Here is a 17,887-nt window from a genome sequence, read left to right on the forward strand (position 1 = left end):
TTTGAAGAATCTTGTTTATATCAGAGGGACGAAACAAGGGCTTGTTCTGCAGCTGGATGACCAGTGTTCTTACACCGATCTGTTGGCTGAGCTGCAGGCAAAGGTGTCAGACCCTGCGCTTGATGGCAGTGCGGAAGTACAAGTCAATCTGGGCTACAGGTATTGCACCGAAGCCCAGTTTAAAGAACTCGTCTCGGTCATTCAAAGCAACTCTCATTTGCGCGTATCGATGATGAGAAGCGACGTGATCACCATTGAAGAATGCAACCGCCGCATCCAGGAGCGCCAATCCGAGACGTATGTCGGAATTGTGCGTTCTGGCCAAGTGGTAAAAGCAGAAGGCGATCTCGTCGTTGTAGGGGATGTGAACCCGAACGCCAAAGTAGTGGCCGGCGGCAATATTTATGTGCTGGGCCGATTAAAAGGGCAAGCGCATGCCGGAGCCAATGGCAACCGGGAAGCGGTCATTGCCGCTTCCTGGCTGGAAGCGACCCACATCAAAATTGATGACGTGCTGGAGACTATGACCGACGAGTTGACCGTATTATCCGAACAGCCGGAAATGGAATGCGCTTATTTACATACAAATGGCCATATCATTATTGACCGTTTGCAGGAATTGCGATATATACGGCCAGAAATTTCAACGTTTAAAGGAGGAAGCTAATGTGGGAGAAGCAATAGTTATTACATCAGGCAAGGGAGGCGTCGGTAAAACGACGACAACTGCCAATCTCGGCACTGCATTGGCTCTTCAAGGAAAAAAAGTATGCTTAATCGATACAGATATAGGTTTACGGAATTTAGATGTTATTCTAGGCCTCGAAAACCGGATCATTTACGATTTGGTAGACGTCCTAGAAGGCCGCTGCAAAGTCCACCAGGCGCTTGTCAAAGACAAACGCTTTGAAGACATGCTGTATTTATTGCCGGCTGCGCAAACTACCGACAAAAATGCCATCAATCCGGAACAAATGAAAGCCTTGGTGTCCGAGCTGAAAGAAGATTATGATTTTGTCATCATCGACTGCCCGGCCGGCATTGAGCAAGGTTATAAAAATGCCGTAGCGGGTGCAGACCGTGCCATCGTCGTCACCACTCCGGAAATTTCCGCTGTACGAGATGCCGACCGCATCATCGGGCTTCTTGAACTTGAAGAAAACATCGAACCGCCAAAACTGATCATCAACCGCATCCGCCCGCATTTGATGAAAGCGGGCGAAGCGCTTGATGTCAATGAAATCACGACGCATTTGTCGATTGATCTGCTGGGAATCATCGCAGATGACGAAAGTGTCATCTCGAGCTCAAACCGCGGAGAGCCTGTCGTGATGGATCCGTCTAACCGCGCAGCACTCGGCTACCGCAACATCGCGCGCCGCTTGCTTGGCGAATCGGTTCCGTTGATGACCATGGAAAAACAGAACCAAGGCGTGTTTTCTAAAATAAAAGCGATTTTCTCGAAATAAAACAAGAGCCTCCGTTGAAAAACGGAGGTTTTTACTTTGAAGAAAGATTGACGGTGTACTCAAGATACCAGGTTTTCTTCAAGACATTTCGGGAAATCTAAAAGCAAAAGGGGTCTGTTGCTAGTAGAGCGGCATACATGATGGCCAGGGACAGGGCTTCTTAAGAAAACTGTTGACTCGCGTGCGTCTACGTGATATTATTCAAATGTTATGTTTGTAGCGCACCCGTGCTACAACCGCTCGAATCAGGTCATTAAGCGTTCGCGGATGCGGATCACCTGAATAGGCGAGTCTTAGTCTAAGAGGAGGTGCAAGGATATGTACGCAATTATTGAAACTGGTGGTAAACAAATCAAAGTTGAAGCGGGCCAAGAGATCTACGTTGAGAAATTGAACGGAGAAGCTGGTGACGTAATCACATTTGACAAAGTTCTATTTGTAGGTGGAGACGATTCTAAAGTAGGTGTTCCTTTTGTTGAAGGAGCTACTGTGTCGGCAACTGTTGTTAAAAACGGCCGCGCTAAAAAGATTACTGTTTTCAAATACAAAGCGAAAAAGAACTACCGTAAAAAACAAGGTCATCGTCAGCCATACACAAAATTGACTGTTGATGCAATCAACCTGTAAGAAATGATACGAGTCAACGTTATCGAATCGTCAAACCGCATTTCATCTTTTGAAATGTCGGGCCATGCCGACTTTGCTGAACACGGACAAGATCTCGTATGTGCTGGAGCGTCTGCTGTCTCTTTTGGAGCGGTGAACGCCATTATGGAGCTGACGAAAATCGAACCCGAAATTGAGCAGGCGGACAGCGGCTTTTTAAAAGTCACTTTTCCGAAAGGCTTGGATGAAAAAACAGACGAACAAGTTCAACTGCTTGTGCGCGCGATGATTGTTTCATTGAAAACGATTGAGCAAGATTATGGGAAATATATAAAAATAACCTTCACAGCTTAGGAGGTGGAACAGAATGTTAAGATTAGATCTTCAGTTTTTTGCATCCAAAAAAGGTGTAGGTTCAACGAGAAACGGACGTGACTCAGAATCTAAACGCCTTGGCGCAAAACGTGCAGACGGCCAAGAAGTTACTGGTGGCTCAATTTTATACCGTCAACGCGGTACTAAAATTTATCCAGGAGAAAACGTTGGACGCGGCGGAGACGATACACTTTTTGCTAAAATCGACGGAATCGTACGTTTCGAACGTTACGGACGCGACAAGAAAAAAGTTAGCGTATACCCAGTAGCACAAGAAGCTTAATAAACAACGAAGGGGGCTGCTTTTGGCAGCCCTTTTTATTTTTTCTTTTAGGAATTTTTAACCGAAAATTGGTATACTGGGAAGAGAAGCTGGCATAGGAAGTGACGTATGGAAAATACGCTGACAATGGCACAATCGCTTCGGCATGCGCGCCATGATTTTTTAAATGAGTTGCAATTAATCAACATGAATTTGGACCTTGGCCGCATTGAGCAGGCACAAGCAATAATTCGTTCGCATGCTGAAGCGGCTGTGCAGTTGAGCCGCTTATCGGCATTGAAACTGCCGAAGACGGAAGAATGGCTATTGGTTTCAAAATGGCGGTTCCCAGAATTGCATTTTGAACTGGCATGCGATGCCCGAAAAGCTCCAGTCCAGCGGGATGCTGAAATGGCTGAAGCGCTGGAAGCGGTTGTCCAATTGCTTATAAAACAGATGGATCCGTGGGAAAAGCACCAAAGCCAATTGATGGTTTCGGCTGACAGCTCGTGGTTTAAGATAGAGTTAGAAGTGGATGGAAAGTGGCCGGATATGGAATTGCCGGTATTTTCACAGCTGCATGTAGGAAAAGAGTGTAAGTCGGGCAGAACAATTTTTTCTGTCCGTGCACAGATGGAGGGATAATTATGTTTGTCGATCACGTAAAAGTTTATGTTAAAGGTGGCGACGGCGGGGATGGCATGGTAGCATTCCGCCGCGAAAAATATGTACCGAACGGCGGACCTGCCGGCGGAGATGGCGGCAAAGGCGGCAATATCGTCTTTATCGTTGAAGAAGGCTTGCGCACGCTGATGGATTTCCGTTACAAGCGGATCTTTAAAGCAGACCGTGGAACACACGGCATGAGCAAAAACCAGCACGGTGCCAAGGCGGAAGATACATTCATCAAAGTTCCGCCGGGCACTGTTGTAAAAGATGCCGATACCGGCGAAACGGTTGCTGATTTGGTTGAACATGGCCAAACAGCCATCATCGCTAAAGGCGGGCGCGGCGGACGCGGAAACTCACGTTTTGCAACGCCAGCCAATCCCGCTCCGGAATTATCGGAAAAAGGCGAACCGGGCTTTGAGCGCAACGTCGTTTTGGAACTGAAAGTGTTAGCGGATGCCGGCCTTGTCGGATTCCCGAGTGTCGGAAAATCGACTTTGCTGTCGGTTGTGTCGGCTGCGAAACCGAAAATTGCTGAATACCATTTCACGACGATCGTGCCGAACCTCGGCATGGTGGAAACGGAAGATCAGCGCAGCTTCGTTATGGCCGATTTGCCAGGATTGATTGAAGGCGCACACCAAGGTGTTGGGCTTGGCCATCAATTCTTGCGCCATATTGAACGGACGCGTGTTATTATCCACGTCATCGACATGTCTGGCGTTGAAGGCCGCGATCCTTACGAAGATTACGTAACAATCAATGAAGAATTAAAACAATACAATATGCGTTTGACTGAACGACCACAATTGATTGTGGCGAACAAAATGGATATGCCGGATTCGGAAGAAAACTTGGAAGAATTCCGCAAAAAGTTGCCGGAAGATGCCCGCATTTTCCCAATTTCCGCATTATCCCGTAAAGGGCTGAGCAACCTATTGTTCGCGATTGCCGATGTTATTGAAGTGACACCGGAATTCCCGTTGATCGGCGAAGAAGTTGACGAGTCGAAAAGCACGGTTCTTTACAAGCACGAAACCGATGCAGATGGCTTTACGATTACACGCGATCCAGATGGTTCATTCGTCTTGAGCGGTTATGCGATTGAACGTTTGTTCAAAATGACGGACTTTTCACATGAAGATGCGATTCGCCGATTTGCCCGCCAAATGCGCGGCATGGGAATTGATGATGCTCTTCGTGAACGCGGAGCTGAAAACGGCGACACGGTCCGTTTACTTGAATTTGAATTCGAATTTATGGACTAAGCATCCGCTTAGCAAAGGTTTTCTCGATCTGGAGGTTGCTTGAATGAAGGATATCTCGGAACAACGGTATTATTTAGTACGCGAGGACGTCTTGACCGAAGCGATGCAAAAAACGCTTGAAGTGAAGAAGCTGCTGCAACGGGATCACTTATCGATTCTGGAGGCAGTGGCAAAAACCGGCCTTTCGCGCAGTGCTTTTTACAAATATCGGGATGCGGTATTTCCGTTCCATTCAATTGTTAAAGAGCGGATTTTAACCATTTTTCTTCAATTGGAGGACCGGGCAGGGACGCTTGCGACCCTCCTTCAGTCTGTCGCAGAAGCACGCTGCAACATTTTGACGATCCATCAGACGATTCCGATCCAAGGACGGGCAAATGTCACGCTGTCGTTGGACGTAACGGCGATGGAGATTGACTTGGAAGCATTTTTGCAGCAGCTGAAAAAACTCGATTTTGTCGAATCGGCAGACGTTGTTTCAAGTGGCTCATTTTAATAAAAGAAAACGGACATTCAGTGGGGGCGCTACCTCTGCTGGATGTCCGTTTTCAACAAGGATTACCGGCCAGTGTTTTTTCGCTTGCAGAAGGGGGAGCCAGTGACCGTTAAAACAGGATAAAGGTGGGGTAGTATGGCAGAACAATCAAGGCAAACCCGAATTTCTTTCTTAGGGCCGGAAGCGTCATTTACGCATTTGGCTGCTTTAAAAGTGTTTCCAGAAAGCTCCTTGCTTCCGTTTACTACCATTCCAGAATGCATAGAAGCAGTGGCTGAAGACCGCGTTGATTACGCGGTCGTGCCGCTGGAAAATGCATTGGAAGGGTCAGTGCCGCTGACGATCGATTATTTATTCCATGAAGCGCAGCTTTACGTGACGGCAGAAGTGCTGTCGCCGATCGAACAGCATTTATTGGTGCACCCGGAAAACCGGGGCGCCGAATCGTTTGAAGCAATTTATTCGCATCCTCATGCATTGGCACAATGCCATAAATTTTTGTTTTATACGTACAGAAGCACGCCGCTCGAGCAGTTCAGTTCCACATCCGCTGCCGCCAAAATGGTCAGCGAGCTGCCAGAACGCCCGATTGCCGCAATCGGCAATGAATTTTCGGCGGAGAAATACGGGCTTGATATTTTGCACCGCGATATCCACGATTTCCATTTTAACCACACGCGCTTTTTTGTGCTGTCGAAAGCAAACCACAAATTGAACGTGGCGGGGCATGATGAAGAAATCAAAACCACATTGATGATTTCCTTGCCGGAAGACGACCGTTCGGGAGTTCTTCACCAAGTGTTGTCGGTGTTTGCGTGGCGCAAGCTCAATTTGAGCAAAATCGAATCTCGGCCGCTTAAAACGGGTCTCGGCAATTACTTTTTCATCGTTGACGTGTTGGCAGACGAAAATGTCCCAATGATGAAAGGCGCATTCGAAGAACTTAGCGCAATCGGCTGCAGCGTGAAAACGCTCGGCTCGTACTATACGTATAAATGAAGGCAGCCCTTCCGTGAATTTTGCGGAAGGGCTTTTATAATGTGTGAATTTGGCGAGGCGCAAGCAAATCATGAGGAACCTAATTAAAATAAGGGGAATGAACAAAAAAATGTAATTACACACAGAAATTTATAATTTCGCACATAAATATAAAATATCACACACAAAATACAAATAACGAACTTAAATTTAGGTAAGTGCACGTAAATCACTGCTGCGAAAATAAAACCAGAACCCGCTAGCCGGATTCTGGTCTTCTTTTATTCCGTTTCTTCCAATAGGAAACCATGCGCGCGCATCGCGGATACGGCTTGTTCGAGTGTGGCAACGTTTGGTGCGGTAATGGTATGGAGGTGGTAGCCGCCGGTCAATTCAAGCAAGTAGCTAGCCCCCGTGTCCCGGACGCGTTGCATAAATGCTTCCACTTCGCGTTCGTTTGAAACGTGGATGCCAGCGGTTAGTTCGCCGTAAACGGGATGCTCAACGATAACGTCTTTAACTGTGACGCCTGCGTTCACCAAAACTTTGAGTTCAGTTTCGGTGTCTTCTTTTTTGTGAAGGCAAGCAATTGAGCGGCTGATGCCGTCATTAGTACGGTCGTTTAAATACAGATAGCCTTGGCTCGTGGCGATGATCGGTTCGCCTTTTGCTTTTAGTAAGGTCATGTCACTGACGATTACTTGGCGCGAAACGTTCGCAATCGCTGCAAGTTCACTGCCTGTTAAAGGCGATGCTGCGGTTTTTATTTTATCTAACAAAATTTCTCGGCGCTGTTCGCCGTATAATTTTTTCATTGGGAACCTCCGCGTAATAGAATGAATAATTTTATTTTACCACGGCGCAATTACTAACGGGTTTATTTCGTCTAATGCGAACAAATATGCTATAATCAGTAGGTTGAATTAAAGGGGAGACTTACATGTACGATTACATAAAAGGGACGGTCACACGAGTGACGCCTGAGTTTTTAGTGGTAGAACAGCAAGGAATCGGCTGGCAAATTTTCGCGCCGAACCCGTATTCGTTCGGCTCGGAGGAGCTGCAAGTGTTTTTGCATCATCATGTCCGTGAAGATGCGCAGCTGTTGTTCGGTTTTCCGACGCTTGAACAGCGGGAGCTTTTCCGCAAACTTATTTCCGTTTCAGGCATCGGGCCAAAAGGGGCGCTCGCGATCTTAGCAAGCGGTCAGCCGCAGCATGTTATTGAAGCAATTGAACGAGAAGACGAATCCTATTTGGTGAAATTCCCAGGCGTCGGCAAAAAAACGGCGCGCCAAATGATTTTGGATTTGAAAGGCAAGCTTGCTGAATTTTTTGGAGAGCCATTGGAATCGCATGAGCCGCATGGTTTGTTTGCGAATGACGACTCAGAACTTGAAGAAGCGATGCTGGCACTCGCGGCGCTTGGCTATTCCGAGCGGGAAATTGCGAAAGTGAAGCCGAAGCTGAAAGATCTGGACCTGGATACCGAAGGCTATATGAAAAAAGCGCTGCAGCTTTTATTGAAATTAAATTAAAAGAAAGGAGGCGAACGGCATGGAAGATCGGGTTATTGGAGGCGAAATTTCCGAGTTTGATGAACGCTTCGAGCAATCGTTGCGCCCGCAGTTTTTGGCGCAGTATATCGGCCAGCATAAAGTAAAACACAATTTGGAAATTTTCATCGAAGCTGCGAAAATGCGCGAGGAAAGCCTTGACCATGTACTGTTGTACGGGCCTCCTGGATTAGGGAAAACGACTCTAGCCGCAGTCATTGCTAACGAAATGGGCGTCAACATCAAAATGACGAGCGGACCTGCGATTGAACGTCCGGGCGATTTAGCTGCGATCGTGTCGTCGCTTGAGCCTGGAGATGTGTTATTCATCGATGAAATCCACCGGCTCAACCGATCGATTGAAGAAGTGCTGTATCCGGCGATGGAAGATTTCTCGCTCGACATCGTCGTCGGAAAAGGGCCGACCGCGCGATCCGTGCGCCTGGACTTGCCGCCGTTTACATTGATCGGCGCTACCACGCGCGCCGGTGCTTTGTCGGCACCACTGCGCGACCGTTTTGGCGTGTTGTCGCGCCTGGAGTATTACGACACCGAAGCGCTGACTGAAATCGTGGTGCGCAGTTCGAAATTATTTGAAGCAGACATCGACCCGATGGCGGCGGTTGAAATCGCACGCCGTTCCCGCGGGACCCCGCGTATCGCCAACCGATTGCTGAAGCGGGTGCGTGATTATGCGCAAGTCCGCGGCACCGGTTCGATTACGATGGACATGGCCAATCAAGCACTCGAAATGCTTCAAGTTGATCCGCTCGGGCTCGACCATATTGACCATAAGCTTCTGACCGGCATGATCCACCGATTCCGGGGAGGACCGGTTGGCTTGGATACGATTGCTGCGAGCATCGGCGAAGAATCGACGACGATCGAAGACGTCTACGAGCCGTATTTGCTGCAAATCGGCTTTATCCAGCGGACCCCGCGCGGACGCGTCGTTACCTCCTCCGCATACGAGCATTTCAATATTGAAATGCCGGAGTGAGAAAAATTATATCTACTTATATAAATTGAACTAAGTATTCGACGTGTCGCTATCCCGCAGGCAAGACATTGACCGAAGGTAGTTCGTTAGATAGTCTTTGCGACGAAGTGCGTAGCATTGCAGGAGCAACGCTCTTTCATGTTTCGAAGCTAGCGTAGCGATGCAGAAGCAGTTGGGTTTTCTCCGCTGTTTTGCTCCATATCTTCTAGCCTGCTAGCAGTAATAGAACTCCCCTGCTAATCATCTCGTCTGGCAGTAAGAACTGTCTTAGCTTCGGCGCGTCCAGGGGCTCGGCTTATTGCAGGAGTTCTGCCCAAAGCGATCGAAGCGACTTATAAAAGTATCTTTTTTAGTTCTACTTATATAATAGGTGATAAAAAAATGGAGCAAAATAGTCCAGATGCCTGCGACAAGCAAAGCTATTTTGCATAATGTCTAAAAATCACCAAACCCTACTATAAAGGAAGAATCCATATGAATGTAAACGATTTTGATTTTGATTTGCCGGAACAATTAATTGCACAAACCCCGCTTCTCGACCGAACGTCAAGCCGGCTATTGGTCATGAACAAAGAAACGGGCGACGTCACACACCGATATTTCCGCGACATCACTGAGCATTTACACGCCGGGGACGTTCTCGTGTTAAACGATACACGCGTCTTGCCGGCCCGATTAATGGGCGTCAAAGAAGACACTGGTGCACATATTGAGTTGCTGCTTCTGAAGCAGATTGAAGACGATGTGTGGGAAACTCTTGTTAAACCTGCGAAAAAAGTGAAAATCGGAACCGTTGTGTCATTTGGGGAAGGCTTGCTGCGCGCAGAATGCACCGCCATCCTGGACCATGGCGGCCGCCACTTTAAAATGATCTACGATGGCATTTTCTACGAGATATTGGATCAATTGGGTGAAATGCCATTGCCTCCGTATATCCGCGAAAAACTCGAAGACCAGGACCGCTACCAGACCGTCTTTGCAAAAGAGCGCGGCAGTGCTGCGGCTCCGACGGCCGGCCTTCATTTCACCGAGGAATTATTGGATGAAATCCGCGCAAAAGGCGTGGAAATTGCGTTTATCACACTGCATGTCGGGCTTGGCACTTTCCGTCCGGTGAGCGTTGATTCGATCGAAGACCATGCTATGCATTCGGAATTTTATCGCATCACCCAAGAAACGGCAGACGTCATCAATCAAGCTAAGCGCCGAGGCGGACGCATCATTTCCGTCGGGACGACATCTACGCGGACACTTGAATCCGTGGCCAATAAATTCGGCGGCGAGCTTCAAGAAGACAGCGGCTGGACTGATATTTTCATTTTCCCGGGATATGAATTCAAAGCGGTCGACGGCTTGATCACCAATTTCCATTTGCCGAAATCGACATTGGTCATGCTCGTTAGCGCGCTTTCCAACCGCGATTTTATTTTGCATGCATACAACGAAGCGATCACTGAACAATACCGCTTCTTCAGTTTTGGAGATGCGATGTTTATTGAACCACAGAAAAAGGAGACTATTCATGACAGCAGCAGTAACGTACGAACACATCAAAACGTGTAAACAAACAGGCGCGCGCCTCGGCATCGTCCACACGCCGCACGGCTCGTTTGAAACGCCGGCGTTTATGCCGGTCGGCACACAGGCCACAGTAAAAACGATGTCCCCCGAAGAATTAAAAGCGATGGACGCGGGAATTATTTTGAGCAACACGTACCACCTATGGCTTCGTCCAGGAAATGACGTGGTCAAAGAAGCGGGTGGCTTGCACAAATTCATGAACTGGGACCGTCCGATTTTGACGGATTCCGGTGGCTTCCAAGTGTTTTCACTCAGCGAATTCCGCAACATCAAAGAAGAAGGCGTCCATTTCCGCAACCACATGAACGGCGACAAATTGTTCTTGAGCCCGGAAAAAGCGATGCAAATCCAAAACGATTTGGGATCGGACATCATGATGGCCTTTGACGAATGCCCGCCGTACCCTGCATCCCACGAATATATGAAGTCATCAGTAGAACGCACGTCGCGCTGGGCAGAACGCTGCCTAGAAGCGCATGACCGTCCGAATGACCAAGCGTTGTTCGGCATTATCCAAGGAGGCGAATACGAAGACTTGCGCAAACAAAGTGCGCAAGATTTGGTGTCGCTTGATTTCCCAGGATACGCAATCGGCGGTTTGTCCGTCGGAGAACCGAAAGACGTTATGAACCGTGCGTTGGAATTCACAACGCCGTTGATGCCTTTCAACAAGCCGCGCTACCTGATGGGCGTCGGGTCACCCGATTCGCTTATTGACGGCGCGATCCGCGGCATTGACATGTTTGACTGCGTCTTGCCGACCCGTATTGCACGCAACGGCACGCTGATGACGAGCACAGGCCGTTTGAACATCAAAAACGCTGCGTTCAAACGCGATTTTGGTCCGATTGACGAAAAATGTGACTGCTACACATGCACAAACTATACGCGTGCGTATGTCCATCACTTGATTCGTGCGGACGAAACATTTGGAATCCGACTTACTAGTTATCATAACCTTCAATTTCTGTTAAACTTAATGAAACAGGTGCGCCAAGCGATTCGCGAAGACCGCCTGGGAGATTTCCGCGAAGAGTTCTTCGAAGCTTACGGTTTCAATAAACCCAACGCGAAAAATTTCTAAGCAAAAGAGAAGAGAGAATGCGAAAGGGGGAAAATGAACAGTGGATACTTTAATAGCTTTATCACCTTTACTATTAATGTTTTTGTTAATGTGGTTTTTCATCATTCGTCCGGCCCAAAAGCGCCAGAAAGCAACGGCGAACATGCAGTCGGAAATTAAACGTGGAGACCAGATCGTCACGATCGGCGGCCTTCACGGAACAGTGGATGCAGTTGACGATGCAACGATCTACATCAAAGTCGCAGATGGTACGCGCTTGCAGTTCGAGCGCCAGGCAATCGCACGTGTAGTGGATTCAGCAAAATCAACGATCTAATGGAAACTTCGCCTTCGACATGAGGGCGATTTTTTTGTTTTGCCGATTTCACAAAAGAAAATAAAAAAAGAAATATTTTACAAAATAATTTGTTAAAAAGAGCACAGCTAATGTTCACCATTCTCTTGCTTTCGACTACAATAGAAGAAGAACGGCTGAGAGGAGAAACAGCATGTTAAAGTTTACGGATCAATACGATATGGTGCTGCCCGCCTTAGAAAGCAAAGTGGAGGAGTTCCATTATTTTGGCTATGATACATTCACGCCAGAAGATTTATGGCAATATTGTTTGAAGAAAAAGTGGCGAAAAAAAGACATTGGGGACATGCGGCTTTATGAAATGGTCGGCGGCATTATGGAAATGACCGCTTCTGACTTTGTGGCATACCACCAAATAGAAGGTCTTAAAGGCGATAATTGGTTTTCGGATTCGAAAAATTTCGATTTGGAAGAGCTGCTTCGCCCTTCGGCAAAAAAGTAAGAACAATTTGACAGCTGAGAAGACCTGTTTCATAATGATAATGCTGTGTTTTACAGATTGAGGGGGAAAGAATACATATGAAATCTAGAGGTCGCATCATTGCCTTTTTAATTCTGCTGGTTTTGTTTTTCAGCTTGATTGGCACTACTTCAATGCCGATAGCAAAAGACATCAAGTTGGGATTGGATCTTCAAGGCGGTTTCGAAGTTCTTTATGAAGTGGAAGCACTTGAAGAGGGGCAAGTTATCACACAAGAAGTTTTAGCGGATACTACGGATGCATTGATAAACCGTATTGACGTGCTAGGAGTCAATGAACCGGTTATTGCCATCGAAGGCGAGAACCGCATACGGGTTCAGCTGGCTGGTGTCGAGGACCAGGAGTCTGCTCGTGAACTTTTGTCAACAGAAGCAAATTTAACGTTCCGCGATGCCAATGACAACATCATGCTTGCGGGTAACGATTTGAAACAAGGCGGTGCCGCTTCAACGTTTGGGCAAGACGGCCAGCCGATCGTTACGCTTGAACTTAACGATCCAGGCAAGTTTGCTGAAGTGACGCAAACAATTTCGCAAATGCCTGCACCTGATAATGTGCTGGTCATTTGGCTGGATTTTGAAGAAGGGGTTGATTCGTATCAGGAAGAACGCACGAAGCCGGATCCGAAATTCGTTTCCGACCCACGCGTATCTCAGCGAATCAATTCATCATCTGTGGAAATTAGCGGCGCTTTCACAGTGGAAGAAACACAGAATTTGGCAGGGATTTTAAATGCCGGAGCTCTTCCAGTAAGTTTAAAAGAAATCTCTTCAACATCTGTCGGTGCGCAGTTTGGTGCACAGGCACTGGATGAAACGATGCTGGCAGCTGCGATTGGTATTGGGCTTGTTCTTTTGTTCATGCTTATTTACTACCGTTTGCCTGGATTGATCGCTGTCATTACGTTAGCAGTTTTTGTTTATTTAATTCTGCTGACCTTTGAATGGATCGGCGGCGTCCTGACTTTGCCAGGTATTGCAGCAATTGTGCTTGGTGTGGGGATGGCAGTTGATGCCAATATCATCACAGCCGAACGCATCAGGGAAGAACTGCGCATCGGGCGTTCTGTGAAAGATTCGTTCCTCGCCGGGGCGAAGTCATCGTTTTCAGCTATTTTTGATGCAAACATTACCACTTTGATCGCTTCAGTTGTGTTGTTCTTTTTCGGGACAAGTGCGGTTAAAGGGTTTGCGACTCTCTCGATCATTTCAATCTTGGTCAGCTTCCTGACAGCTGTCTGGGGATCACGCATCCTTTTAGGCTTATTGGTCGGCAGCGGCATTCTGGATGGCAAGGTCAGCTTGTTCGGATTGCGGAAATCGCTTGTCCACAAACCGGAAGAGAAGATGGAAATTCTTGATTTATCAACACGTTTTGACCGTTTTGATTTTGCTGGGAACCGGAATAAATTCTTCTTGTTTTCGCTTGCTACGATTATCGCCGGAATGGCCGTCATCGGAATATTCCGATTGAACTTGGGAATCGATTTCTCGAGCGGTACGCGTGTGGAAGTAACGTCAAATTCTGCGTTGACGCAAGAACAAGTGGAAACATTCTTAACGGAAGAAGGCTATCCGCCTGAGAATGTCGTCATTTCAGGAGATGCTTCCAATATTGGAGTGACGAGCTACACAGAACCGTTCACCCAAGAACAAATTAATGAATTGAAAGCAGCTTCGATGGAAGAATTCGGAAACGATGCGAATATTTCCACGGTGTCGCCGACAGTTGGGGAAGAATTGGTGAAAAATGCGATATGGGCGCTAGCATTGGCATCCATCGGCATCATTATTTACGTAGCCTTCCGATTTGAATGGCGAATGGGTGTGGCATCAATTGTTGCCTTGCTGCATGACGTATTCTTCATCATAGCGGCCTTCAGTTTGCTTCGCATGGAGGTTGATATCACTTTTGTGGCTGCAATCCTGACCATTGTCGGTTATTCTCTCAACGATACGATCGTCACGTTCGACCGCATCCGGGAAAACCTAAGAAGCATGAAGAAAGTCGATTCAGAAGAACAGCTGGCGCTTGTCGTAAACAAATCGCTTCGCCAAACGCTCGCCCGTTCTGTCAATACTGTATTGGCCGTAGTTTTTGTCGTATTGGCGCTCTTAGTGTTCGGTGCTCCCTCTATCTATAATTTCTCATTCGCTTTGTTGATTGGATTGATCGCTGGTACGTATTCGTCTATTTTCATCGCTGCCCAATTGTGGCTGGTGCTGAAAAAACGCGAATTGCGCAAAAACGGCCCGATCGACATCGAGAAAAAAGAAGAAGAAGCCAAATGGGGTTCTGACGAGCCAGTCGTATAAGAAGGTTATAAAAGAAATGGAACGGGGTATAGATTACTGACCTTGTTCCATTTTTTTATTTCCTGAAAGGAGAGTCAGCCCATGAAAATTCAATGGCTCCTATTGATCGGTTTGGTTTTTGCCGTTATTATCGCCATTTTTGCCGTTGTCAACGTGGATGCAGTGCCAGTCAATTACGTGTTCGGTGAAGCACAGTGGCCGTTGATCCTTGTGATCTTGGCTTCAGCGCTTTTAGGTTTTTTGCTCAGCGGCGTGTTTGCGCTTGTGCGCACGTATTCGCTTCAACGGAAAGTCAAATCGCTGCAAAAAGAAATCACCGTCAAAGAATCGCTAATTGCCACCCAGCAAAATGAGATTGCGGAATACCAGAAGGCGGATGTCGTGCCTGAAGCAATGGTTGTGACCAGCGAAAATAAATTATAAAGTGCTCGAACCTTTCGGATCAATGCCGAAAGGTTTTTGTCTGTCGATTTTTTCTGTATAATGGACAAGTAAGGAAGTGACCATCAATGATAGAATCCAAAAAAAGATGGCGTTTGACGACGCCCGACCACGAAACGGTCCAAACCATTCAAAACCAATTGTCGATATCATCCGTCTTGGCCAAAATATTAGTGACACGCGGCATTGCCACTGCCGACGAAGCACGAAGCTTTATGAAAATGGACTCCGGTAGTGTACATAATCCGTATTTGATGAAAGACATGGACATTGCGGTGGAGCGGATTCACCAAGCGATTGAAAATGGCGAAAAAATCGTCGTCTATGGCGATTATGATGCCGATGGCGTGACGAGCACAACGGTCATGATGACGGTCTTGCAGGACTTGGGTGCAGAGGTGTCATTCATGATTCCAAACCGCTTTAAACATGGCTACGGCCCAAATAACGAATTGTTCCAGCAAGCACATGACGAAGGGGCAAAACTGGTCGTCACGGTCGATAACGGCATCTCGGGAATTGAACAAGTGGACTTTGCGAATAGTTTGGGGCTCGATGTCATCATCAGCGACCACCATGACATCGGCGAAACGATGCCAAATGCATTGGCGATTATCCATCCACGCCACCCGGAAGGAAACTATCCGTTCGGTGAACTGGCGGGGGTTGGCGTGGCATTTAAAATCGCGCAGGCGCTCTATGAAGAAATTCCCGACCATTTGCTGGAACTGGTGGCGATCGGCACGATTGCCGATTTGGTGCCGCTGCACGACGAAAACCGCTATTTGGTGAAAGAAGGCCTGGCAGCGCTTCGAGATACGCCGCGGGCAGCTATTGATGCGCTATGTGAAGTATCCGGCGTCAAACAGCAAGACATTTCGGAAGAAACGATCGGCTTTATGTTCGGGCCGCGCATCAATGCGATCGGCCGTCTGCAAGATGCGGATCCGGCTGTTCATTTGTTTATGACGGAAGATCCGGCAGAAGCGCGCGATTTGGCGAGCAGTTTGGATTTATTGAATAAAGAACGGCAAGCGATTGTTAAACAAATTTCCGATGAAGCCACGGCGCAAGTCGAAGCCCGCTATCCGGATGGCCCGCCGCTCGTCATTGTGGTGGCGCAAGAAGGCTGGAATCCGGGAGTGGTCGGCATTGTTGCCTCAAAACTGACTGAAAAATACTACCGGCCGTCGATTGTCTTGTCGCTCATTCCCGAAACCGGCAAAGCGAAAGGTTCCGCGCGCAGCATCGAAGGCTTTCATTTGTACAACGAACTGGCGGAAAACCGGGACATCTTGCCGCATTTCGGGGGGCACCCGATGGCAGCAGGAATGACGCTTGAACTTGGCGACGTTGATGAACTGCGGACGCGCTTGAACCGCCAGGCGGAAACGAGCTTGACGGAAGAAGAGTTGATGCCGGTTGTGGATATTGACATACCGGTGCAGCTGGACGAAATCGATATCAAGACGATCGAATCGATGCGCGATTTGGCGCCGTTTGGCATGGGGTTTGCCAAACCGAAATTTTACTTGGGCGGCGTGAAAGTATCATCCATCCGAAAAATCGGTGCGGCCCAAAACCATTTGAAAATGGAATTGGTCCAAAACGGAGCGTCTCTTGATGCGGTCGGATTCGGCATCGGGCCGGTCGGCGACGAATTGACGCCGGACGTATTGATCGACGTCATCGGCGACCTTCAAATCAACGAGTGGAACGGCCGAAAAAAGCCGCAGCTGCTTGTAGAAGACGTCCGCACCGATGAATGGCAGTTGTTTGATATCCGGGGCATCCGCCAAGTGTCCCGATGGTCGAAACTGATTCCGTCAAAAGACCAAGTGTATTTGGCGTTCAAACCGGAAACCGAGGCGATTTTTAAAACCTTCATCCAACAACCGATTTACGGCGTGGAAACGCTTAAGGCGCTGCAACAGGCGAAGCACCATCTCGTGCTGCTGGATTTGCCGGAGACGGAAGAGCAGCTCGCCTCAGTGCTCGCTGAAATTAACCCAAAGCGGATCTATGCGCATTTCTACGCCAAAGATTCGCAGTTTTTCGAACAGATTCCGACGCGCGACCAATTTGCGTGGCTGTTTTCGTTCTTGAAAAAACGTGGGTCATTCGATTTTAAGAAAAATGGCGACGAACTGGCGAAGCACAAAGGCTGGACGCGTGATGCGATATTTTTCATGCTGCAGGTGTTTTTTGAACTTGGTTTTGTTACACTTAACAATGGAATTACGGAAATTGCACAAGCTCCGAGCAAACGCGATTTGGCGGAAGCGCCAATTTACAAAAAGCGCGAACAGCAAATTGCGCTTGAGCAAAAGCTTTTGTACGCATCCTATAAAGATTTAAAAGAGTGGTTCGATACGAAACTATCGGCCAAGGAGGAAAAGATATGGATTTAAAGCAGTATGTAACAATTGTAGAAGATTGGCCCAAACCAGGAATCCGTTTTAAAGACATCACGTCGTTGATGGATAATGGAACAGCCTACAAATACGCGACCGACCAAATCGTTGCGTATGCCAAAACCGTGAACGCTGAAATCATCGTTGGACCGGAAGCGCGCGGATTCATTATCGGATGCCCGGTTGCTTATGCACTGGAGATCGGCTTTGCGCCTGTCCGCAAAGAAGGCAAATTGCCTCGTGAAATCATTCGTGCCGAATACGGCCTTGAATACGGAAAAGACGTCTTAACAATGCATAAAGATGCTATCAAACCAGGCCAGCGTGTCCTGATTACCGATGATCTATTGGCGACCGGCGGAACGATCGGCGCTACGATCAATCTAGTGGAACAGCTTGGCGGCATTGTCGTGGGCTGTGCGTTTTTAATTGAATTAACGTATTTGGATGGACGTAAAAATCTTGACGGCTATGACGTTAATACGCTATTGAAATACTAAAAGATCTTCTTCGTCTTTCGGGGCGAAGAGGTTTTTTT

General features: G+C 47.7%; 20 protein-coding genes and 1 other annotated feature. Of the genes, 19 read left to right on the forward strand and 1 reads right to left on the reverse strand.

Annotated features, from left to right (window positions below; translation table 11 throughout):
- Window position 1 precedes the first annotated feature (1 nt).
- From minC to pheA, 9 genes are all read left to right on the forward strand, one after another.
- Window positions 2-667 (forward strand): septum site-determining protein MinC, encoded by a 666-nt coding sequence (gene minC / locus ACRRQV_RS01165; RefSeq protein WP_432526810.1) that lies wholly within the window; start codon window positions 2-4, stop codon window positions 665-667.
- Window position 668: 1 nt separating this feature from the next.
- Window positions 669-1,469, forward strand: a complete 801-nt coding sequence (minD, locus tag ACRRQV_RS01170) for a septum site-determining protein MinD (protein WP_432526812.1) — start codon at window positions 669-671, stop codon at window positions 1,467-1,469.
- 224 nt (window positions 1,470-1,693) lie between these two features.
- Window positions 1,694-1,773 (forward strand) — a sequence feature (ribosomal protein L21 leader region).
- A gap of 14 nt (window positions 1,774-1,787) precedes the next feature.
- The gene (gene rplU, locus ACRRQV_RS01175; protein ID WP_235198996.1) at window positions 1,788-2,096 is read left to right on the forward strand and encodes a 50S ribosomal protein L21; all 309 of its coding nucleotides are present in this window, start codon (window positions 1,788-1,790) and stop codon (window positions 2,094-2,096) included.
- Window positions 2,097-2,099: 3 nt separating this feature from the next.
- A complete protein-coding gene (locus ACRRQV_RS01180; protein WP_432526815.1) occupies window positions 2,100-2,429 on the forward strand; it encodes a ribosomal-processing cysteine protease Prp in 330 nt (109 codons plus the stop codon).
- A gap of 13 nt (window positions 2,430-2,442) precedes the next feature.
- A complete protein-coding gene (gene rpmA / locus ACRRQV_RS01185; RefSeq protein ID WP_078080321.1) occupies window positions 2,443-2,733 on the forward strand; it encodes a 50S ribosomal protein L27 in 291 nt (96 codons plus the stop codon).
- Between the two features lie 108 nt (window positions 2,734-2,841).
- Complete coding sequence (locus ACRRQV_RS01190; RefSeq protein WP_432526817.1) at window positions 2,842-3,357, forward strand: Spo0B domain-containing protein; 516 nt, start codon at window positions 2,842-2,844, stop codon at window positions 3,355-3,357.
- A gap of 2 nt (window positions 3,358-3,359) precedes the next feature.
- A complete protein-coding gene (obgE, locus tag ACRRQV_RS01195) occupies window positions 3,360-4,649 on the forward strand; it encodes a GTPase ObgE (protein ID WP_432526819.1) in 1,290 nt (429 codons plus the stop codon).
- 43 nt (window positions 4,650-4,692) lie between these two features.
- Complete coding sequence (locus tag ACRRQV_RS01200) at window positions 4,693-5,145, forward strand: ACT domain-containing protein (protein ID WP_432526821.1); 453 nt, start codon at window positions 4,693-4,695, stop codon at window positions 5,143-5,145.
- Window positions 5,146-5,280: 135 nt separating this feature from the next.
- Window positions 5,281-6,144, forward strand: coding sequence for a prephenate dehydratase (gene pheA / locus ACRRQV_RS01205; protein WP_432526823.1), 864 nt, complete (start codon window positions 5,281-5,283; stop codon window positions 6,142-6,144).
- Between the two features lie 260 nt (window positions 6,145-6,404).
- Here the strand turns inward: pheA and ACRRQV_RS01210 are convergent, their stop codons facing one another.
- Window positions 6,405-6,938: a transcription repressor NadR gene (locus tag ACRRQV_RS01210; protein WP_432526825.1), complete on the reverse strand. Its 534-nt coding sequence runs from the start codon at window positions 6,936-6,938 to the stop codon at window positions 6,405-6,407.
- A gap of 125 nt (window positions 6,939-7,063) precedes the next feature.
- Between ACRRQV_RS01210 and ruvA the strand changes: the two genes are divergently transcribed.
- The 10 genes from ruvA to ACRRQV_RS01260 all read left to right on the forward strand — a co-directional run bounded on the left by ruvA (window position 7,064) and on the right by ACRRQV_RS01260 (window position 17,849).
- Window positions 7,064-7,660 (forward strand): Holliday junction branch migration protein RuvA, encoded by a 597-nt coding sequence (ruvA, locus tag ACRRQV_RS01215; RefSeq protein WP_432526827.1) that lies wholly within the window; start codon window positions 7,064-7,066, stop codon window positions 7,658-7,660.
- 19 nt (window positions 7,661-7,679) lie between these two features.
- Entirely contained in the window at window positions 7,680-8,678 is a 999-nt protein-coding gene (gene ruvB, locus ACRRQV_RS01220) for a Holliday junction branch migration DNA helicase RuvB (RefSeq protein ID WP_432526829.1), read from the forward strand.
- Between the two features lie 474 nt (window positions 8,679-9,152).
- Entirely contained in the window at window positions 9,153-10,241 is a 1,089-nt protein-coding gene (gene queA / locus ACRRQV_RS01225) for a tRNA preQ1(34) S-adenosylmethionine ribosyltransferase-isomerase QueA (RefSeq protein WP_432526831.1), read from the forward strand.
- Window positions 10,201-11,343 (forward strand): tRNA guanosine(34) transglycosylase Tgt, encoded by a 1,143-nt coding sequence (gene tgt / locus ACRRQV_RS01230; protein ID WP_432526833.1) that lies wholly within the window; start codon window positions 10,201-10,203, stop codon window positions 11,341-11,343. The genes queA and tgt overlap by 41 nt, the downstream gene beginning before the upstream one ends.
- A gap of 40 nt (window positions 11,344-11,383) precedes the next feature.
- The gene (gene yajC / locus ACRRQV_RS01235) at window positions 11,384-11,659 is read left to right on the forward strand and encodes a preprotein translocase subunit YajC (protein WP_432526835.1); all 276 of its coding nucleotides are present in this window, start codon (window positions 11,384-11,386) and stop codon (window positions 11,657-11,659) included.
- A 172-nt stretch (window positions 11,660-11,831) separates the two neighbouring features.
- On the forward strand, window positions 11,832-12,140 hold the full coding sequence (locus ACRRQV_RS01240) for a post-transcriptional regulator (RefSeq protein ID WP_432526837.1): 309 nt from the start codon (window positions 11,832-11,834) through the stop codon (window positions 12,138-12,140).
- 77 nt (window positions 12,141-12,217) lie between these two features.
- Window positions 12,218-14,494, forward strand: coding sequence for a protein translocase subunit SecDF (secDF, locus tag ACRRQV_RS01245; RefSeq protein ID WP_432526839.1), 2,277 nt, complete (start codon window positions 12,218-12,220; stop codon window positions 14,492-14,494).
- 81 nt (window positions 14,495-14,575) lie between these two features.
- On the forward strand, window positions 14,576-14,917 hold the full coding sequence (locus tag ACRRQV_RS01250) for a LapA family protein (RefSeq protein ID WP_432526841.1): 342 nt from the start codon (window positions 14,576-14,578) through the stop codon (window positions 14,915-14,917).
- 86 nt (window positions 14,918-15,003) lie between these two features.
- Window positions 15,004-17,346 (forward strand): single-stranded-DNA-specific exonuclease RecJ, encoded by a 2,343-nt coding sequence (recJ, locus tag ACRRQV_RS01255; RefSeq protein WP_432526843.1) that lies wholly within the window; start codon window positions 15,004-15,006, stop codon window positions 17,344-17,346.
- Window positions 17,337-17,849 carry an adenine phosphoribosyltransferase gene (locus ACRRQV_RS01260; protein WP_432526845.1) on the forward strand — a complete coding sequence of 171 codons (513 nt, stop codon included), beginning with the start codon at window positions 17,337-17,339 and terminating at the stop codon, window positions 17,847-17,849. The genes recJ and ACRRQV_RS01260 overlap by 10 nt, the downstream gene beginning before the upstream one ends.
- Window positions 17,850-17,887: the final 38 nt, after the last annotated feature.

Source organism: Planococcus sp. YIM B11945 (assembly GCF_050864155.1).
In the GTDB taxonomy this organism is placed as follows: domain Bacteria; phylum Bacillota; class Bacilli; order Bacillales_A; family Planococcaceae; genus Planococcus.

Excerpts from the sequence above, each read along its gene's own strand:
- rplU (WP_235198996.1), top strand. The coding sequence starts at position 1,788 with ATGTACGCAATTATTGAAACTGGTGGTAAACAAATCAAAGTTGAAGCG.
- ACRRQV_RS01180 (WP_432526815.1), top strand. The coding sequence starts at position 2,100 with ATGATACGAGTCAACGTTATCGAATCGTCAAACCGCATTTCATCTTTT.
- rpmA (WP_078080321.1), top strand. The coding sequence starts at position 2,443 with ATGTTAAGATTAGATCTTCAGTTTTTTGCATCCAAAAAAGGTGTAGGT.
- ACRRQV_RS01190 (WP_432526817.1), top strand. The coding sequence starts at position 2,842 with ATGGAAAATACGCTGACAATGGCACAATCGCTTCGGCATGCGCGCCAT.
- obgE (WP_432526819.1), top strand. The coding sequence starts at position 3,360 with ATGTTTGTCGATCACGTAAAAGTTTATGTTAAAGGTGGCGACGGCGGG.
- ACRRQV_RS01200 (WP_432526821.1), top strand. The coding sequence starts at position 4,693 with ATGAAGGATATCTCGGAACAACGGTATTATTTAGTACGCGAGGACGTC.
- pheA (WP_432526823.1), top strand. The coding sequence starts at position 5,281 with ATGGCAGAACAATCAAGGCAAACCCGAATTTCTTTCTTAGGGCCGGAA.
- ACRRQV_RS01210 (WP_432526825.1), bottom strand. The coding sequence starts at position 6,938 with ATGAAAAAATTATACGGCGAACAGCGCCGAGAAATTTTGTTAGATAAA.
- ruvA (WP_432526827.1), top strand. The coding sequence starts at position 7,064 with ATGTACGATTACATAAAAGGGACGGTCACACGAGTGACGCCTGAGTTT.
- ruvB (WP_432526829.1), top strand. The coding sequence starts at position 7,680 with ATGGAAGATCGGGTTATTGGAGGCGAAATTTCCGAGTTTGATGAACGC.
- queA (WP_432526831.1), top strand. The coding sequence starts at position 9,153 with ATGAATGTAAACGATTTTGATTTTGATTTGCCGGAACAATTAATTGCA.
- tgt (WP_432526833.1), top strand. The coding sequence starts at position 10,201 with ATGACAGCAGCAGTAACGTACGAACACATCAAAACGTGTAAACAAACA.
- ACRRQV_RS01240 (WP_432526837.1), top strand. The coding sequence starts at position 11,832 with ATGTTAAAGTTTACGGATCAATACGATATGGTGCTGCCCGCCTTAGAA.
- secDF (WP_432526839.1), top strand. The coding sequence starts at position 12,218 with ATGAAATCTAGAGGTCGCATCATTGCCTTTTTAATTCTGCTGGTTTTG.
- ACRRQV_RS01250 (WP_432526841.1), top strand. The coding sequence starts at position 14,576 with ATGAAAATTCAATGGCTCCTATTGATCGGTTTGGTTTTTGCCGTTATT.
- recJ (WP_432526843.1), top strand. The coding sequence starts at position 15,004 with ATGATAGAATCCAAAAAAAGATGGCGTTTGACGACGCCCGACCACGAA.
- ACRRQV_RS01260 (WP_432526845.1), top strand. The coding sequence starts at position 17,337 with ATGGATTTAAAGCAGTATGTAACAATTGTAGAAGATTGGCCCAAACCA.